This is a genomic window from Vannielia litorea, from assembly GCF_900142295.1.
Classification (GTDB): Bacteria; Pseudomonadota; Alphaproteobacteria; order Rhodobacterales; family Rhodobacteraceae; genus Vannielia; species Vannielia litorea.
This window is the reverse complement of record NZ_FSRL01000001.1, coordinates 2,916,285-2,933,099: the sequence shown is the minus strand read 5'-3', so window position 1 is coordinate 2,933,099 and position 16,815 is coordinate 2,916,285. Positions and strand designations below refer to the sequence as shown.

Sequence of the window (16,815 nt, the reverse complement as noted above, 5' to 3'; positions counted from 1 at the left end):
CCGGGTTTGACGGCGCGGTGACCTGGGTGCCGCGGATGTCGCGGTCGCGCAAGCAGGTGTGCGGCGCGAGCCCGACCTTTGCCAAGGCGCCGACGCCCGACGCGCCGGTGGTTGCCGATGCGCCGGCAGCCGAAGCGCCCAGGACCACCACCCGGAAGGCGACGGCCTCGGAGGCCCAGACCCGCGTGGTGAAGCGCCAGGCGGCGACCGCGCCCCGGACCCAGGCCAAGACCCAGACCCAGACCCAGACCCGGACGGTGACCCGCAAGGTGGTTCAGAGCCAGCCGAAGCGCAGCACGGCCACCGGCCAGCCGATCCCGACCGTGGCGGGCACGACCGCCCCGGCGCCGACCACGACACGGGTGGCCACGGCCAAGCCGCGCGCCACGGGCGGACGGGTGGTGCGGGTGGTTCGGCGCCCGGCCCAACCCGGCGCCGAGCCGCGGGTGGTGGCCACCGGGCCCGCCGAGGTGCGCGTGCCGCGCGGCTACAAGCGGGTCTGGACCGACGGGCGGCTGAACCCCAACCGGGGCGAGCGCACGCAGGAGGGCCGGGAGCAGATGGCCCTGCTCTGGACCCAGGACGTGCCGCACCGGCTGATCGACGTGCGCACCGGCCGCGACGTGACCGCCGAGCGCTCGGAGATGATCTATCCCTATACCTCCTATGCCGAGCAGCAGCGCGACCTCGGCCCGCGCACCCGGACCAGCACCAAGACGGTGACGGCGAGGCCCGCTGCGGCGCCGGAGACCCGCCGGGTGGTAAAGCGCATCGTGCGCAAGAAGAGCACCGGCGAGATCGTCAGCATCTCGAGCAAGAGCGCACCGAAGGCGGCGGTGACGCAGAGGGTGGTGAAGACCGCCAGGGCCGCGCCGGCCCCCAAGGCCCAGGCCGGGGCGAAGGCGGCGCGGTTCATCCAGGTCGGCACCTTCGGGGAAGCCGCCAATGCAAAGCGCACCGCCGGGCGGCTTCAGGCCGCCGGGCTGCCGGTGCGGACACAGAACATCACCCGGGGCGGCAAGGCGTTGACCATCGTCATGGCCGGCCCGCTGGCGGGGGACGCCCTGAACGCCGGGGTGAGGAAGGCGCGGGCCATGGGCTTTGGCGACGCCTTCGTGAGGTAAGACCAAGAAGCAAGAAAGAGTTCAGGCAGAACCATACAGGCAAACGCGCCCCGCCGGAGAGATCCCGCGGGGCGCGGCGCTTTCGGGCGGGTGGTTTGCCGGGGTTTGGAGTCTACCCTACGTGCGACTGTCGCCGGGCCTATTCCCCGCAGATGCCTTGCAGCGCGATCCAGTCGGCGTCTTCCAGCACCGGCTCGGCGCCGCCGCCGCGCATCGGGTCGGCTTCGATCAGCGCCAGGGTGCTCTCGCCCGACACGTCGAGGGCGTAGGCATAGGGCGTGGCGGCGAGCCGGGCGGCGGCGAAGCGGGCGAGGAGGGCATTGTCGTCGATCGGCGCGTTGGGCGCGGCGACCAGCTCTTCGGCGTAGGCATCTAGCGTTGCCTCCGGCAGGGCGCCGGTGGTGAGCAGGCGGATGGTGGAGATCAGCCCGGCATGGTCGAGCAGGCGCTCGAGCGGGTCGCGCTGGGCCGAGCGCGTGGCCTCGGCCAGGATGTAGCCTGCCGCGACATCGGGGCTTTCGTGATCTTCGACCAGCGCGCGGTTCATCAGGATCAGGCCGCCGGGCAGGGCCACGGTATCGCGGATTCCGCCGCGCAGGACCAGCAGGCCGCCCTTCTCGGGGGCCATCAGCCGCGTATAGAGCCGGGCCAGCGCCCGATCTCCACGGGGCGTGCGGCAGGGCGCGCCGGAGACCCGCCCGATGGCCCGGAACACCTGCCCGCCGAGCGCGGCGCGGGTGGGCTCGGGCACCACGCGGACGGTGTGGGAGGTGAGCGCGCCGGGCAGCCAGACCACGGCGGCCACGGCCAGCGCGGCGGAACCGCCCCAGAGGATGATCCGCCGCAGCCAGCCCTCGCGGGGCCTGCGCCGGGCGACGGCGGTGCGCACACGCTCGACGGCCTCGATCATCGTGTCGTCTTCGATCTCGAGCAGCTCCATCGCCTCGGCGGAGGGGGCGTAGAGCGCGGGGGTCTCGCCGGGGTTCACCCGCTCGACGGCGGCCAGCGACCAATGCGACAGAACGCGGCCGCCGGTATCGGAAATGGCAAGGGAGGCGTCACCGAAGCTGACGATGACGTTCTGCCGCTGGGCCTCGGGCGCGGGCTGCCAGAGCCCGGCGCTTTCCAGCCGTTGATATTGCTTGAGCGCAGTCATGCGCGGAGGGCCTGCCCGGTGTTGCCTCTTGTCGTTGCGGGCAACGTTAGCGGGTTTCTGCCGGTTTGTGAATCGGCAAGCTGCGCCGCGCCCTGCGGGATTTGCCGGGCGCGGCGGAGGCTTAGCCGGGGGGTCACATGCTGTTGAGGCTCACCAGGTAGGCATAGACGTTGGCGGCGTCTTCCTCGCCTTTCAGGCGGAAGGACATTTTGGATCGCGCCTTCGTGTCGCCGGTGAACTCGGCGAGGAAGGCCTTGGGATCCTGCACGTAGGCGACGAAGTTCTCCTCGGTCCAGACCAGGCCCTTCTCGGCGCCGGCCATCTCGAGGCTGTCGGCATAGCGGAACCCCTCGACGGCGCCGGCGGCGTGGCCGGCCACGTTGAACAGGTTGGGGCCGGTCTTGGCGGCCTTGCCGGCGAGCTTGTCGCCCGCTTCGTTGACCACCACGTGGCAGGTGGCGCAGCGTTTGGCGAACACGCTCTCGCCGGCGGCAGCATCGCCGGTGGGCGCGGCCATCTCTGCCATGGCGGAGGCCTCGGCGGCCTCGTGGCTCTCGGCAAGCGCCGGGCTGGCAAGCAGCAGGGTGGCGGTCAGGGCGTGGATTGCTTTCATGGCGGTCTGGCTCCTTCTGGTCAGGACGCGGTGGTGTGTCGGGGCCTTGTTACAACGTCGGCGGGCCGATAGATACGCGACGCCGTGGCACAGGACATATAGTGATGCAGGACACCCCGGAAAACGCGACAAAGGTGCCAAGCGGCATGATCCCGGCCTGGGTTGGCGGCGTGTTGCAGCCGGTCGAAAAGCTGGCGGCGCACCGCGAGGGGCTGCGGCACAGGGCGGTGTCGGTCTTCGTGTTTGCGGGGGAGCGGCTGCTGATCCAGCAACGGGCGGCGGGCAAGTATCACACGCCGGGGCTTTGGGCCAACACCTGCTGCACCCATCCGCATTGGGGCGAGGCCGATGCGGCCTGCGCCGCGCGGCGGCTGGGCGAGGAGCTGGGCCTCGGAGGCGTGGTGCTGGAGGCGGTGGGCGAGGTGGAATATCGCGCCGAGGTTGGCGGCGGCATGGTGGAGCACGAGGTGGTGGCGATGTTCCGGGGCGATGCCGCGGCGGAGCCCGCTCTGGCGCCGGATCCGGCGGAGGTGCAGGCGGTGCGCTGGGTGACGCTGGAGGAACTGGCGGCGGAGATCGCGGCAGCGCCGGGGCGGTTTACGCCCTGGCTGCGGATCTACATGGCCGAGCATCGCGGGATCTTCGCCGGTTAGGCGCAGGCCCGGCTCACGGGAGCGGGATGGCGCAGGCCTGCGGCACGCAGGCGGGCGTGTCGGCCACGATCCCGGACCGGTAGGTGGCGCCGAGTGCGATGAGCAGGGCGAGCGCGGCGATACGGGTCATTGGGCTGTCCTTCGGGTCTCGTGGGGCGCGGGCCGCTGCGGACCCGTCGTAGGTGAAACGCATCAGGACGCCCGTTTCTTGGCCGGGCGCATGCAGAAACCTGCCCCCGGAAGGGCAAGCTGCTGATTTTGAACGAAAGAAAGTTTCGGCCCGGAGGGGCGGCCGCTCAGGCCCCGGCGCCGTAGCGGGCGAGGAACATGTCGAGCGCGCCGTCGATCACCTTCTTGCGGCGCTCGGGCGTGAAGTCGCACTCGAGGCCCATCAGGCATTTGACCCAAAGCTCGGCCTTGCACAGCTCCATGAACTGATAGGCGGCCAGCTCGGGATCCTCGATCTCGATCAGCTCGCCGCGGGCGGTGGCGTTTTCAAGGAATGGCACGATGCTGTCGCGGACGAAGCGGGGGCCGTACTTGTAGAACTCGCGGCCCAGCTCGGGAAACCGCCCGCTCTCGGCCACGCAGATGCGGAACATGCCGCGCCCGAGGTCGGAGAGCATGAAATCCTGCATTCGTTCGGCCACCAGCCGCAGCACGTCGCGCACGGGGCGGTTCGGGTCGATCTCGGTCACCGCGGCCTCGGCCTGGCGCTGGCACTCGCAGGTCGCCACCTCCATGAAGAGGAGGCCCTTGTCGGGGAAGTAGCTGTAGAGCGTGGCCTTGGAAACGCCGGCTTCCTTGGCGATCAGGTCGACGCTCGCGCCTTCGAACCCATCGGCCAGAAAGATCTTGCGGGCGCCTTCGAGCACCTGGTCGAACTTCCGGCCACGTTTGATTTCACCCACGGGTGCGTTCATGTCGTGCTCCGTTCCCCTGATCAACCATAAACCAGACAGTTCAGTTCCGGCAAGGGAATGCGGCCCCTGCCGGAACTTTGTGCCGGGTTGGACTGGGTGCGCGTCACTTGCCGGTTTCGACCGGAGCCAGGACCAGCGGGCCGCTGGTGGAGAGCGTGGTGACGGGTTTGCCGAAGTCCACGCGGGGCAGGTCGAAAGAGGCGCTGCCGGCGAGGGCGGCCTGGGCGGAAATACCGAGGGCGATGGCGGTGACGAGGGCGGAGATGCGGAGCATCGGAGTATCCTTTCGCAGTTTTCATACTGAACCGTTCGGTTCGGAATCATATCTAAACTGTTCGGTTCGAAATGCAAGCCCCTTCTGAACCGGTTGGTTCATTTTTTGCGATGTGGACAATCCGGCGGAGGGCCGGGATAGTCGCCGCGACAGACGGGCAAGCGAGGTGGCGCGATGGAAACGGTTTCGGAAAACAGGGCTTTCGGCGGGGTGCAGGGCGTGTATCGGCACGGGTCGGAGGCCTGCGGTTGCGACATGACCTTCGGCCTGTTTCTGCCCGAGGAGGCCCGCGACGGGCCGGTGCCGGTGCTGTGGTACCTCAGCGGGCTGACCTGCACCCATGAGAACGCGATGGTGAAGGCCGGCGCGCAGGGCTGGGCCGCCGAGCAGGGAATCGCTCTCGTTTTCCCCGACACCTCGCCGCGCGGCGAGGGGGTGGCCGACGACGAGGCCTATGACCTGGGGCAGGGCGCGGGGTTTTACGTGAACGCCACGCAGGCTCCCTGGGCCGCGCACTTCAGGATGTGGGACTACCTGGCCGAGGAGCTGCCCGCGCTGGTTGGCGGCGCATTCGCCCTGGACATGGAGCGGCAGGCGATCACCGGGCACTCGATGGGCGGCCATGGGGCGCTGACGCTGGCGATGCGCCTGCCGGGGCGGTTTGCGAGCGTTTCGGCCTTTGCGCCGATCGCCCACCCGACGCAGAGCGACTGGGGCCGGAAGCAACTCGGGGCCTATCTGGGGGACGACGGCTGGGAGGCGCATGACGCGACGCTGCTGATGCAGGAGCGCGGCTTTGACGGGCCGGTGCTGGTGGACCAGGGCAGCGAAGACCAGTTTCTCGACCTGCTGAAGCCCGAGGCGCTGGCCGAGGCGATGGCGGCGCGGCGGCAGGAGGGCGTGTTTCGGATGCAGAAGGGCTATGACCACTCGTACTTCTTTGTCTCCAGCTTCATGGAGGAGCATCTGAGCTTTCACGCAGAGGCGCTTTACGCGCGGTGACGATCTGGGTGGATGGAGATGCCTGCCCGGTGAAGGCCGAGGTGGAGCGGGTGGCGACGCGGGCGCGGGTGCCGGTCAAGATCGTCTGCAACGGCGGGCTGCGGCCGAGTGACAACCCGCTGATCGAGGTTGTCTACGTGTCGGAGGGGCTCGACGTGGCCGATGACTTCATCGCCGAGAACGCGGGCAAGGGGGATGTGGTGGTGACCGCCGACATCCCGCTCGCCGCGCGCTGCGTGGAGGCGGGGGCGCTGGTGGTGAAGCCCGACGGCGAGCGGCTGACGGCGCGCAACATCGGCTCGGTCCTGGCGACGCGCGACCTGATGACCGGGCTGCGTGAGGCGAATCCGCTGAACCAGGGCGGCGGGGCGAGGCCGTTTTCGAGGGCCGACCGCTCGCGGTTCATGGACGGGTTGGAGCGGGCGCTCAGGGCGCGTGGATAGGCGCACGGGCCGGGCTCCCGCCCACCCACCCCTCCCGCCCCGTGCGCGTCTGCTGACCGGAACGGGGTGCCCGTGGCGCCGTGGAGCGAGGTATTTTTTCCAAGAAGATGCCGCGGGGTGGCGCTTTGTGGCGGGCGTTGAGCATGAGAACAAAACGTGAAAATATGGGGCGGAGGAATCGCCCTGCATGTTTGCCGAACTGTCTGCCACCTCGAATTTCACCTTTCTCACCGGGGCGTCGCACCCCGAGGAGCTGATGGAGCGTGCGGCGCTGATGGGCGTGGGCGCGGTGGCGATTGCCGACGAGAACTCGGTGGCGGGCATCGTGCGGGCGCATCAGCGGGCGCGGGAGATCGCGCGTTCGGTAGAGGCGCGGCGGGCGGCGATTGCGGAGGATGGGCCGATCGGGCCGGTCTGCCCCGAGGGGTTTGCGCGCGGGCCGTCGCTGGTGGTGGACTGCGTGCCGCGCCTGCTGCCCGGCGCGCGGGTGGTTCTGAGCTGCGGGTTCGAGGTGACGGTGCTGCCGCGCGACAGGGCGGGGTGGGGGCGGCTGTGCCGGCTCTTGTCGCTCGGGCGGCTACGGGCGGAGAAGGGGGCCTGCCTTCTGCATGTGGGCGACCTCGTGGAATGGGGCGAGGGGCTGGAGATGCTGGTGCATCCGGTGGCGGAGTGGCAACCGGTGACGCGGCGGCTGATGAAGCGCTTCGGGAGCGCGGTGAGCCTTTGTGCCGCGCCGCGCTATGACGGGCGCGATGCGGCGCGGTTCGCGCGGCTCGCGCGGGAGGCCGAGCGGCTGGGCGTGCCGCTGGTGGCCTCGGCGCGGCCGCTCATGCACCACGGCGCGCGGCGGCGGATGGCGGATGTGCTGACCGCGATCCGGCAGGGCTGCCGGGTGGACGGGCTGGGCCGCGCGGCGCTGGCCAACGGCGAGCAGCGGCTCCGGAGCGAGGCGGAGATGCTGCGGCTCCTTGCCGGCCACGAGGAGGCTGTGGCGCGGGCGGGCGAGGTGGCGGCGCGCTGCCGGTTCTCGCTGGACGAGCTGCGCTACGAGTATCCCTCGGAGGTGTCGGGCGGCGAGACGGCGGCGGAGCGGCTGGCGCGGCTGGCGCGGAAGGGCCTGCGCTGGCGCTACCCCTCGGGCGCCCCCGAGAAGGTGCGGGGGATGCTCGAGCACGAGCTGGAGCTGATCGGGAAGCTGGGCTACGAGCCCTACTTCCTGACCGTGCATGACGTGGTGGAGTTTGCCCGCTCGCGCGGGATTCTCTGCCAGGGGCGCGGCTCGGCGGCGAACTCGGTGGTGTGTTACTGCCTCGGGGTCACCAGCGTTTCCCCCGAGATCGGCACCATGGTCTTCGAGCGCTTCGTCAGCGAGGCCCGCGACGAGCCGCCGGATATCGACGTGGATTTCGAGCATGAGCGGCGCGAGGAGGTGATCCAGCATATCTACGAGCGCTATGGGCGGCACCGCGCCGGGCTCTGCGCCACGGTGATCCACTATCGCGGCAAGCGGGCCACGCGGGAGGTGGGCCGGGCGATGGGGCTCTCGGACGACACGCTCTCGGCCATGTCCTCGCAGATCTGGGGGTGGGGCTCGGTCTCTGGCCAGATGATGGACGCGCGGCTGCGCGAGATCGGGCTGGACCCGGCGGACAAGCGGCTGGCGCTGACGCTGAGCCTGATCGAGGAGATCCAGGGCTTTCCGCGCCACCTGAGCCAGCATGTGGGCGGGTTCATCATCACGGAAGGCCGGCTCGACGAGCTGGTGCCGGTGGAGAACGCCACGATGGAGGATCGCACGGTGATCCCCTGGGACAAGGATGACATCGACACGCTGGGGATCCTGAAGGTGGATGTGCTGGCGCTGGGGATGCTCAGCTGCATCCGCAAGGCCTTCGACCTGCTGGCGGAGCATCATGGCCAGCGGTTTACCCTGGCGACCCTGCCGCCGGAGGACCCGAAGGTTTACGACATGCTGTGCAAGGCGGACAGCCTGGGCGTGTTCCAGGTGGAGAGCCGGGCGCAGATGAACTTTCTGCCCCGGATGCGGCCGCGCTGCTTTTACGACCTGGTGATCGAGGTGGCGATCATCCGCCCCGGCCCGATCCAGGGCGACATGGTGCACCCGTTCCTGCGGCGGCGGAACGGGGAGGAGAAGGTGGAGTTTCCCTCCGACGCGCTGGGCGAGGTGCTGGCCAAGACCCTCGGCGTGCCGCTCTTCCAGGAGCAGGCGATGCAGATCGCCATCATCGGCGCGGGGTTCAGCCCCGACGAGGCCGACCAGCTGCGCCGGGCGCTCGCCACCTTCAAGAAGCTGGGGCGGGTGAGCGACTTTCATGACCGCTTCATGAAGGGGATGCTGCGGAACGGGTATGATGCCGAGTTCGCGGCGCGGTGCTTCGGCCAGATCGAGGGGTTCGGCTCCTACGGGTTTCCCGAGAGCCACGCGGCGAGTTTTGCGCTGCTGGTCTATGCCAGCGCATGGCTGAAGCGGCATCACCCGGGGATCTTCGCCTGCGCCCTGCTGAACAGCCAGCCGATGGGGTTTTACGCGCCCGCGCAGATCGTGCGGGATGCCCGCGAGCACGGGGTCGAGGTGCGGCCCGTCGATATCAACGAGAGCTACTGGGACAACGTGATGGAGCCCGACGGCAAGGGCGGGCTGGCGCTGCGGCTGGGGTTTCGGCAGATCCGGGCGATGCGCGAGGAGGAGGCGCGGTGGATCTGCGCGGCGCGCGGCAACGGCTATCTCGACGTGGCGGCGGTGTGGCGGCGGGCGGGCGTGGCGCCGCACCTGATGGAGGCGCTGGCGGAGGCCGACGTGTTTGCCGGGCTGGGGGTGACCCGGCGCGAGGCGCTCTGGGAGGCCAAGGCACTGAGGGGCGATGCGCCGCTGCCGCTTTTTGCCGGCGCGCTGGAGGGCGAGGGGATCGTGGAGGCGGCGGCGGTGCTGCCGCAGATGAGCCTCGGCGAGGAGGTAGTGGAGGATTACGTGGCGATGCGGCTGAGCCTGAGGGCGCATCCGATGGCGCTCTTGCGCGGGGTGCTGACGCCGGAGGCAGGCCCGCCGGCCCCGGCCTGTCTCTCGCCGCCGATGGGTGAGCAGGGGCAGGGCGGGCGGGGGTTTGTCCGGGTGCGGGAGGATGAATGGCAGGCCGATCCGGGGACCGGGGCGAAGACCTGCCGGAGCGGGGTGGCCTAGGGGGGGTCGGAGTGGGGGCGCTGCCCCCACACCCCCGAGGTATTTGGGCCAAGAAGAGGGGATGGGGGCAATTTTAATCGAATTCTTCCGATTGCCCGGCGCGGGGGGGGGGCGACGCCCGAGCGCAGCGCGGCCAGGGGAGCGGCCCGCCCCGCAGGGCCTCAGTCGTCGAAGACGACCTTGCCCTCCTTCGCCATCTCCTCGAGGTCGAGGATGGACTTCTTGCCGGCCTTCACCTCGGCCTCCAGCGCGTCTTCGGCGGCCTTCACCTCGGCGAGCTTGCCGGCGACCTCGTCGATCCGGGCGAAGGGGACGACCACGACGCCGTTCTCGTCGGCCACGATGATGTCGCCGCTGTTGACCTGCGCGCCGCCGACCACGGCGCCGTAGCCCACGCTGCCCGGCCCCTTGCCGTAGGGCGAGTTGGGGTTGAGGCCGGTGCACCAGCAGGACAGGCCGGTGGCGAGCACGCCCTCGCGGTCGCGCATCGGGCCGTCGGTGACGAAGCCCGCGGCGCCGGCGTTCTTCATCATGCCGGTGATCTGGTCGCCGGCACAGGAGCCGCCCTGCCAGCCGTCGACCGAGGCGATCACCACGTCGCCGGGCTGGATCAGGTTGAGCGCGGCGATGGTGGCGAAGATCTCCTCGGGGCCGTTCTGGGCCACCAGGGCCGGGCCGCAAATGGCGGGCTGTGCGAGGTCGAGCGGGGCGATGGCGGTGGCCAGGGCGCCCTTGCCGTTCATCGCGTCGCAGAGAAAGCCGGTGGGAACGGCCTTGAACGCCGCGAGTTGCGCAGCGCTGGGGCGGGGAAACTTGCGGCGGATGCGCAGGAGGGGGGGTTCTTCGATCATGTCTCAGGCTCCGGTGATGAATTGCAGAAGGTAGAGGCTGCCCATGCCGGCCAGGATGGCGGGCACCACGCCGAAGCGGATGCCGGCGGCGAAGGCGGCGGCGGCGGCGATGAGGCGGACAGGGTCGGTGGTGCCGCCGGTGGCGTCGGGCCAGAGCAGCAGCGGCGTGATGAGGGCGGGAAAGACGGCGGCGCCCACGTATTTGAGGTGCAGCAGGGCCCAGGGGGGGAGTTGGCGGCCCCCCAGAAGGCCGAGGAAGGAGAAGCGGATCAGGAAGGTGCCCAGGCCGAGGGCGGCGGTGAGGGTCCAGAAGGCGGTGTCGGAGATCACGTGGCGGCCCTCCGTTTGAGCGCCAGCTCGGTCTGGGCACCTGCGACGATGCCGCAGAGCGCGGCGGCGAAGATGCCGAGCGACCAGGGCAGGCCGGCGAAGGCGATGGAGGCGAGGCAGGCGGCGAGGGCGGCGGCCATGTGGGGCGCGGAGCGCAGCAGCGGCGCGACCAGCGCGATGAAGCAGACCGGCACGGCGAAATCGAGCGACCAGCTCGCCGGGATCGCCTCGCGCAGCAGGGCCCCGGTCAGCGTGGCGCCGTACCAGAAGGGGCAGATCAGGGCCATGCAACCGAAGTAGTAGGCCAGCTTGGCGGGCTTCGGCATGTCGGGTCTGACCTCGTAGGTGCGGACCGCGACGGCGAAGGCCTGGTCGACCATGAGGTAGGCGGCGAGCGCCCTGAGCCCGAGCGGTGCGTGGCCGATGTGGGGCACCAGGGCCGCGGAATACATTGCCATGCGGAGGTTGACCGCCAGCGCGGCGAGCAGGGCGATGAAGACGGGGGCCTGATCCTGCAGCAGCGCCAGCGCGGTGAACTGCGAGGCCCCGGCGATGACGATGGCCGACATGGCGAAGGTTTGCAGCACGTCGAGCCCGGCGTCGCGGGCGACCACGCCGAACATCATCGAGTAGGGCACCACGATGAGGATGAAGGGGGCGCAGTCGAGGTAGCCGCGCCAGAAGGCTCGGGACGGGCTCATTCGCGCAGGGCGAGGCGGAGCTTGAGCCAGGTGACGGCCGAGACGGAGGTCAGGCAGCGGGCCTTGGCGCGTGCGACGTCTTGCGGCTGGTGGTCGCCCAGCAGGGAGATGTCCTCGTCGCGGTCGCACTCGAGCAGGGCGCCCAGCATGTCGTAGCGGGCGTTGACGGTGACGAAGCCCGCGTCGACCGGCTTGTCCAGCGCCGCAAGGCGCTGGCGCTCGGCGGTGATGCCTTCGTCGAAGGTGGCCCGCGCGGTCTGGTAGCAGAGCAGGGCGACGGCCGGGGTTTCGTATTGGACCGAGTCGCAGGGGGTGAGGCTGGCCTCGATGCACCGCGCGGCGGCGCTCCCCCCGGCGGCGTTCTGGACACAGGCGACGATGGCCTCCAGGTCGACCTCCGGGCTTTGCGCGGAGGCGGGTGAGGCGGCAAGCGCCAGCGCGAGCAGGGCAGCCCGGAACGTCATGATTTCCTCCCCGGGCCGATTGACCCTTGCATTTGGTATACCAAACGTCGAAGTTGCCGCAAGCATGTCGCGGGGCGAGGAGGCCCTGCGCGCGACGGAGGACCCAGCCATGAGTGACACCCGCGCCAACAAGCGTTTTCGCAGCCAGGAGTGGTTCGACAACCCCAACAACCCCGGCATGACGGCCCTTTACGTGGAGCGCTACCAGAACCAGGCGTTCACGCGGGAGGAGATCCAGGGCGGGCGGCCGGTGATCGGGATCGCCAATTCGGGCTCGGATCTCGCGCCCTGCAACAAGATCCACGTGTTCCTGATGGACCGGATCAAGGCCGGTATCCGCGATGGCGGCGGGATTCCGATGGAGTTTCCGGTGCATCCGATCCAGGAAACCGGCAAGCGGCCCACTGCGGCGCTCGACCGGAACCTGACCTACCTCGGCCTGGTCGAGGTGCTGCACGGCTACCCGATCGACGGCGTGGTGCTGACCACCGGCTGCGACAAGACCACCCCCGCCATGCTGATGGGCGCGGCGACCATGGACATCCCCGCCATCGCGCTCAACGGAGGGCCGATGCTGGATGGCTGGTGGAAGGGCAAGCGGGCGGGCTCGGGCACGATCATCTGGGAGAGCCGCCGGCTGCTGGCGGAGGGCAAGATCGACTATGACGAGTTCATGGGGCGGGTCTGCGCCTCGGCGCCGAGCCTCGGGCATTGCAACTCGATGGGCACGGCCAGCACCATGAACGCCATGGCCGAGGCGCTGGGCATGAGCCTCACCGGCAATTCCGCCATTCCCGCGCCGTTCCGCGAGCGGATGAACATGGCCTACGAGACCGGCAAGCGGATCGTGCAGATGGTGCTGGATGACCTGAAGCCCTCCGACATCCTGACCCGCGAGGCCTTCGAGAACGCGATCGTGGTCTGCACCGCGATCGGCGGCTCGACCAACGCGCCGCCGCATTTGCAGGCGGTTGCGCGGCATGCGGGCGTGGAGCTGGATGTGAAGGACTGGGAGACCGTGGGCTTTGACGCGCCGCTGCTGGTGAACATGCAGCCGGCGGGCGAATACCTGGGCGAGAGCTTCTTTCGCGCAGGCGGGGTGCCGGCGGTGATGGGCGAGCTGATGAAGGTGGGCCGGATCCACGAGGGTGCGATGACCGCCACGGGCAACACCATGGGGGTGAACCTCGCGGGCGTGGAGAGCCAGGACACCGATGTGATCAAGACCTGCGCCGCGCCGATGCGCGAGAAGGCGGGGTTCAAGGTGCTGTCGGGCAACCTCTTCGACTCGGCGCTGATGAAGACCTCCGTGATCTCGAAGGATTTCCAGGAGCGGTTCCTCAGCGAGCCGGGCCGCGAGGGTGTGCTGGAGGCGCGGGCCATCGTGTTCGAAGGGCCGGAGGATTACCACGACCGGATCAACGATCCGTCGCTGGAAATCGACGAGCATTGCATCCTGTTCATCCGGGGCGTTGGCTGCGTGGGCTACCCCGGCTCGGCGGAGGTGGTGAACATGCAGCCGCCGGACGCGCTCATCAAACAGGGCATCAACCACCTGCCGACGGTAGGCGACGGGCGGCAGAGCGGCACGAGCGAGAGCCCGTCGATCCTGAACGCCTCGCCGGAGGCGGTGGTGGGCGGGGGCCTTGCCTTCCTCGAGACCGGCGACACGGTGCGCCTCGACCTCGGCGCCAGCCGGATGGATGCGGTGGTGGACGAGGCCGAGTGGGCGGCGCGCAAGGAGGCCTGGAGCCCGCCGAAGATCGAGAGCCAGACACCCTGGCAGGAGATCTACCGCACCCATGTGGGCCAGCTCGCGCAGGGCGGATGCCTGGAACTGGCGACGGCCTACCAGAAGGTGCGCGAGGCGCTGCCGCGCGACAACCATTAGGCGTGGGGGGTTACACCCACCCTACAGAGTGAACAGACGGGGAGAGACATGGCCAGGAGCATCATCATCACGGGCGGCGGCTCGGGCGTGGGGCGGGCGACGGCGGAGGCGTTCCTTGACGCCGGCTGGCGCGTCGGGCTGATCGGGCGGCGCAGGGACGCGCTGGAGGAGACGGCGGGCGGGCGCGAGGCGCTGGTGCTGCCCTGCGACGTGACCGACGAGGCGGCCGTGGAGGCCGCCTTTGCCGAGGCAGTGAAGGCCTGGGGCCGGGTTGACGCGGTGTTCAACAACGCGGGCGTGAGCCTGGGCGGCGCGATGATCGACGAGATCGCGGTGGACGACTGGCGCAAGCTCATCGACATCAACGTGACCGGCTCCTTCATCGTGGCGCGCGCCGCCTTTGGCGTGATGCGCAAGCAGCAGCCGCAGGGCGGGCGGATCATCAACAACGGCTCGATCAGCGCCCATGTGCCGCGCTGGGGCTCGGCGCCCTACACCGCCTCCAAGCACGCGATCACCGGGCTGACCCGCAGCCTCTCGCTGGACGGGCGGGCCTTCAACATCGCCTGCGGGCAGATCGACATCGGCAACGCGCTGACGCCGATGGCGGCGAAGATGCAGAAGGGCGTGCCGCAGGCGGATGGCTCGATTGCGGTGGAGCCGGTGATGGACGTGGACCACGTGGGCGCCTCGGTGCTGCACATGGCGCAGCTGCCGCTGGAGACCAACGTGCAGTTCATGACCGTCATGGCCAGCGCGATGCCCTTCATCGGGCGCGGCTGACGCGGGCGCGCTGCGCGGCCGGGTCAGAACCGGCTGCGCAGACCCAGGAAGACGCCGGTGTTGCGCTGGCCCGAGACGTTGCCGAAGTTCTCCGCGTGCATGGCGGCGAAGACCATGTCGGTGCCCTGGGCGACGTTGACCTCGTATTCCACGCCGAAGCGGGTCTCGCGGTGGCTCGGGGCGAGGTCGATCTCGATATCCTGAAAGCTGGTGATGCCGCTGCGGGTGGCGACCGGCAGGGTCACGTTGGTGCTGCCGCCGGTGACCGCGACCGGCATGCCGATGCGCAGGGTGAGCCTGTCGTCGCGCTGGAACACGTCGCGCGAGACCAGAGCGGCGCTGGCGGCGTTGAGCCGGGCGGTGCCGGAGGAGACGCCATCGGTGTTGCCGTTGGCGAAGCCGGCGCCGAGGCTGGCGGAGAGCTCGATGCGGCTCTGGCGGGAGATCTGGGTACCGAGGCCGAGCTCGGCGGCCACGATGGTGTTGCCGCCGCCGGAATACCAGCTGGGCAGCAGATCGCCCTCGTCGCGGCCCAGCGTGAGGCGCAGGGAGACATCGACCACATCCCCCGAGAAGGCGCGGCCGAGGGTCATGCCGAAGCTGCCGGCCTCGTCGCTGTCATCGGGCAGGGCGAGGCGCAGGAAGCTGTCGTGTTGCGAGAGCGAGAGGGTGCGGGAGGTGTCGAACCATTCGGCTGTGGCGCAGCACTCGAGGTGATCGTTCTGACGCCACTCGCGCTGCCGGCGGGTGGCCAGCGAGGTGGGGGCGCGGCGGGCGGCGAGGGTTTCGGCGGCGATGGCAAAGGGGGCATCGAGCGCGTCGGAGGCGGCGAGGGTGACGCCGCGCAGGGCCCGGGCCACGGCATCGCCGGTGGCGGCCCCCTCGATCACGAGCGGCTCGGAAAGGTCGTGGCTGCTGCCGTCGGCCATGCTGGCCACGGTGGGGCCGATGGGCAGGAGCGCGGCCTGCACGTCGAGAAAGCCGTGGCCCCACTCGTCGCTGATGTCGTGGGTGAAGCCCTCGACCAGCTCGACCGAGCCGCTGGCGGTGAAGCCCGCGAACTGGTTGTCGGCGGAGGCCAGAAGGCGGATGCGCAGGTCGTGGGGCGACATGTCGGGGAAGGCCTCGGCGAGGATCGCCATGGCGCCTGCGACCATCGGTGCGGCGAAGGAGGTGCCGGTGTTCAGCTCGTAGCTGGAGGTGCTGGTGGCCGTTGCGCCCACCCAGGTGCCCTCGGCGGCGAGGCACCAGGCGGCGGCCTCGAGGCAGGGGGCCGAGATGCGCTCGGCGGCGATGATGTCATCCCCGCTCATGGTGACCGCGCCGTTGATCACGGCGAGCCAGCCGGGCTCGAGATCGGGCTGGAGATGAGGCAGGGCGGCCATCAGATCGGCGCGCGTGTCGGTCTCGTCGTTGCTGGCGGCGAAGATCACGACGCCCTGGCTGCTGTAGCTGCGCAGCGCGGCGAGGTAATCCTGCCCGGCGGTGCCGGCGAAGACGGCGTTGAAATTGGTGGTGGTCACCGGCGTGTTGACGAAGCCCCAGGAGTTGTTCAGCGCCACGGCGCCGAGGCTCTCGGCCAGGCGGGTGCCGGCGGCACGGGTGGTGTGGGTGTTGTAGCTGCCGAAGGCGAGGTCGGCGCCCGGAGCCATGCCGATCATGTAGGAGGAGTCGCCTGCGGCGACGGAGGCGACGGTGGTGCCGTGATCGCCCACGCCGGAGCCTGCGGCAGTGCTGACGGACTTGCCCGCGAAGGCCTCGTGCGCGGCAAGCAGCCCGTCGTCGATGATGCCGATGATCTGGCCCGCGCCGGTGAGCCCGGCGGCATGGGCCCAGTAGACGCCCGAGCTTTTCAGCGGGTAGGTGCTGTAGGTGCGGTCGCCGGCGCTGAGCCCGCCGCTGTTGTCGTCGTCCGTATACCAGGTGTTCTGCTGGCGCAGGTAGCGGGGATTGCTGTTGATCCGTTGCTGGGCGGCGGTGCGGAAGGCCTCGAAGCTCTCGACGAAATAGCTGGCGAGGATCGAGCTGCCCGACCCGCCTGAGGAGCCGCTGCTGCCCGTGCCGCCCGAGGAGCTGGATGAGGAGGAGCTGCCGCCGCCGGAGCCGCTCGTATCGTCGTCGTCGCCGCCGCCACCGCCGCATCCCGCGAGGGCGAGGGGCATCAGGAAGACCGCGACGGTGCGCCAGAGCACCGAGCGTGCGGACAAGTGATCGGATTCCGTGCCGCGCGATGCGGCTCTGACAAGATTGCGTGCCATCGGCATTAGCCCTTCTGCCTCAGTTCGTGCCGGCTCTTTCGCGGCTGCGTTCTGCAGTCATTGGCCGATCTGTCTTACGTGCTCTGTGCGTATCCGAACAGGAGAATGGGACAATCTTAAGGAGAATTCTGGGCCAGCCCGGCAACGGCT

At 69.9% G+C, this 16,815-nt stretch carries 16 protein-coding genes; 7 read left to right on the top strand and 9 right to left on the bottom strand.

Translation table 11 applies throughout. The annotated features are described in order from the left end of the window. Positions 1–17 precede the first annotated feature (17 nt). Positions 18–1,124: an SPOR domain-containing protein gene (locus BUR94_RS14275; RefSeq protein WP_139301288.1), complete on the top strand. Its 1,107-nt coding sequence runs from the start codon at positions 18–20 to the stop codon at positions 1,122–1,124. Positions 1,125–1,263: 139 nt separating this feature from the next. Here BUR94_RS14275 and BUR94_RS14270 read toward each other — a convergent pair whose 3' ends face one another. Together BUR94_RS14270 and BUR94_RS14265 are read right to left on the bottom strand one after the other, a co-directional pair. Beyond that, positions 1,264–2,280, bottom strand: a complete 1,017-nt coding sequence (locus BUR94_RS14270) for a hypothetical protein (protein ID WP_074256858.1) — start codon at positions 2,278–2,280, stop codon at positions 1,264–1,266. Between the two features lie 133 nt (positions 2,281–2,413). After that, on the bottom strand, positions 2,414–2,893 hold the full coding sequence (locus BUR94_RS14265; RefSeq protein ID WP_084193052.1) for a c-type cytochrome: 480 nt from the start codon (positions 2,891–2,893) through the stop codon (positions 2,414–2,416). 104 nt (positions 2,894–2,997) lie between these two features. On the opposite strand from BUR94_RS14265, the gene idi reads away from it, so the two are divergent. Beyond that, complete coding sequence (gene idi, locus BUR94_RS14260) at positions 2,998–3,546, top strand: isopentenyl-diphosphate Delta-isomerase (protein ID WP_245794472.1); 549 nt, start codon at positions 2,998–3,000, stop codon at positions 3,544–3,546. Between the two features lie 296 nt (positions 3,547–3,842). Here idi and BUR94_RS14255 read toward each other — a convergent pair whose 3' ends face one another. Next, positions 3,843–4,469, bottom strand: a complete 627-nt coding sequence (locus BUR94_RS14255) for a TetR/AcrR family transcriptional regulator (protein WP_074256857.1) — start codon at positions 4,467–4,469, stop codon at positions 3,843–3,845. Positions 4,470–4,572: 103 nt separating this feature from the next. Beyond that, positions 4,573–4,743 (bottom strand): hypothetical protein, encoded by a 171-nt coding sequence (locus tag BUR94_RS20760; RefSeq protein ID WP_175570479.1) that lies wholly within the window; start codon positions 4,741–4,743, stop codon positions 4,573–4,575. A gap of 174 nt (positions 4,744–4,917) precedes the next feature. Between BUR94_RS20760 and fghA the strand changes: the two genes are divergently transcribed. The 3 genes from fghA (at position 4,918) to BUR94_RS14240 (ending at position 9,387) form a co-directional block, all read left to right on the top strand. Beyond that, positions 4,918–5,745: an S-formylglutathione hydrolase gene (fghA, locus tag BUR94_RS14250; protein ID WP_074256856.1), complete on the top strand. Its 828-nt coding sequence runs from the start codon at positions 4,918–4,920 to the stop codon at positions 5,743–5,745. Then, positions 5,742–6,188 (top strand): YaiI/YqxD family protein, encoded by a 447-nt coding sequence (locus BUR94_RS14245; RefSeq protein ID WP_074256855.1) that lies wholly within the window; start codon positions 5,742–5,744, stop codon positions 6,186–6,188. Before fghA ends, BUR94_RS14245 begins: the two co-directional genes overlap by 4 nt. A gap of 187 nt (positions 6,189–6,375) precedes the next feature. Then, positions 6,376–9,387 (top strand): error-prone DNA polymerase, encoded by a 3,012-nt coding sequence (locus BUR94_RS14240; RefSeq protein ID WP_084193051.1) that lies wholly within the window; start codon positions 6,376–6,378, stop codon positions 9,385–9,387. A 161-nt stretch (positions 9,388–9,548) separates the two neighbouring features. On the opposite strand, the gene BUR94_RS14235 is transcribed toward BUR94_RS14240, so the two are convergent. Genes BUR94_RS14235 through BUR94_RS14220 form a run of 4 tightly spaced genes read right to left on the bottom strand, consistent with a single transcriptional unit; the run spans position 9,549 to position 11,733 of the window. Next, entirely contained in the window at positions 9,549–10,238 is a 690-nt protein-coding gene (locus BUR94_RS14235; RefSeq protein ID WP_074256854.1) for an RraA family protein, read from the bottom strand. Between the two features lie 3 nt (positions 10,239–10,241). Then, entirely contained in the window at positions 10,242–10,568 is a 327-nt protein-coding gene (locus BUR94_RS14230) for an AzlD domain-containing protein (protein WP_074256853.1), read from the bottom strand. Further along, complete coding sequence (locus BUR94_RS14225; protein WP_074256852.1) at positions 10,565–11,269, bottom strand: AzlC family ABC transporter permease; 705 nt, start codon at positions 11,267–11,269, stop codon at positions 10,565–10,567. The genes BUR94_RS14230 and BUR94_RS14225 overlap by 4 nt, the downstream gene beginning before the upstream one ends. Continuing rightward, positions 11,266–11,733, bottom strand: coding sequence for a hypothetical protein (locus tag BUR94_RS14220; RefSeq protein ID WP_074256851.1), 468 nt, complete (start codon positions 11,731–11,733; stop codon positions 11,266–11,268). The genes BUR94_RS14225 and BUR94_RS14220 overlap by 4 nt, the downstream gene beginning before the upstream one ends. A 109-nt stretch (positions 11,734–11,842) precedes the next feature. On the opposite strand from BUR94_RS14220, the gene BUR94_RS14215 reads away from it, so the two are divergent. Continuing rightward, on the top strand, positions 11,843–13,624 hold the full coding sequence (locus tag BUR94_RS14215; protein ID WP_074257740.1) for an IlvD/Edd family dehydratase: 1,782 nt from the start codon (positions 11,843–11,845) through the stop codon (positions 13,622–13,624). A gap of 48 nt (positions 13,625–13,672) precedes the next feature. Continuing rightward, positions 13,673–14,407: an SDR family oxidoreductase gene (locus BUR94_RS14210; protein ID WP_074256850.1), complete on the top strand. Its 735-nt coding sequence runs from the start codon at positions 13,673–13,675 to the stop codon at positions 14,405–14,407. A 23-nt stretch (positions 14,408–14,430) separates the two neighbouring features. Here the strand turns inward: BUR94_RS14210 and BUR94_RS14205 are convergent, their stop codons facing one another. Next, on the bottom strand, positions 14,431–16,614 hold the full coding sequence (locus BUR94_RS14205; protein WP_074256849.1) for a S8 family peptidase: 2,184 nt from the start codon (positions 16,612–16,614) through the stop codon (positions 14,431–14,433). Between the last annotated feature and the right edge of the window lie 201 nt (positions 16,615–16,815).

What these genes read in the sequence shown, in the direction of transcription:
- BUR94_RS14270 (WP_074256858.1), bottom strand. Translation starts at nt 2,280, where the DNA reads ATGACTGCGCTCAAGCAATATCAACGGCTGGAAAGCGCCGGGCTCTGG.
- BUR94_RS14265 (WP_084193052.1), bottom strand. Translation starts at nt 2,893, where the DNA reads ATGAAAGCAATCCACGCCCTGACCGCCACCCTGCTGCTTGCCAGCCCG.
- idi (WP_245794472.1), top strand. Translation starts at nt 2,998, where the DNA reads ATGCAGGACACCCCGGAAAACGCGACAAAGGTGCCAAGCGGCATGATC.
- BUR94_RS14255 (WP_074256857.1), bottom strand. Translation starts at nt 4,469, where the DNA reads ATGAACGCACCCGTGGGTGAAATCAAACGTGGCCGGAAGTTCGACCAG.
- BUR94_RS20760 (WP_175570479.1), bottom strand. Translation starts at nt 4,743, where the DNA reads ATGCTCCGCATCTCCGCCCTCGTCACCGCCATCGCCCTCGGTATTTCC.
- fghA (WP_074256856.1), top strand. Translation starts at nt 4,918, where the DNA reads ATGGAAACGGTTTCGGAAAACAGGGCTTTCGGCGGGGTGCAGGGCGTG.
- BUR94_RS14240 (WP_084193051.1), top strand. Translation starts at nt 6,376, where the DNA reads ATGTTTGCCGAACTGTCTGCCACCTCGAATTTCACCTTTCTCACCGGG.
- BUR94_RS14235 (WP_074256854.1), bottom strand. Translation starts at nt 10,238, where the DNA reads ATGATCGAAGAACCCCCCCTCCTGCGCATCCGCCGCAAGTTTCCCCGC.
- BUR94_RS14225 (WP_074256852.1), bottom strand. Translation starts at nt 11,269, where the DNA reads ATGAGCCCGTCCCGAGCCTTCTGGCGCGGCTACCTCGACTGCGCCCCC.
- BUR94_RS14220 (WP_074256851.1), bottom strand. Translation starts at nt 11,733, where the DNA reads ATGACGTTCCGGGCTGCCCTGCTCGCGCTGGCGCTTGCCGCCTCACCC.
- BUR94_RS14215 (WP_074257740.1), top strand. Translation starts at nt 11,843, where the DNA reads ATGAGTGACACCCGCGCCAACAAGCGTTTTCGCAGCCAGGAGTGGTTC.
- BUR94_RS14210 (WP_074256850.1), top strand. Translation starts at nt 13,673, where the DNA reads ATGGCCAGGAGCATCATCATCACGGGCGGCGGCTCGGGCGTGGGGCGG.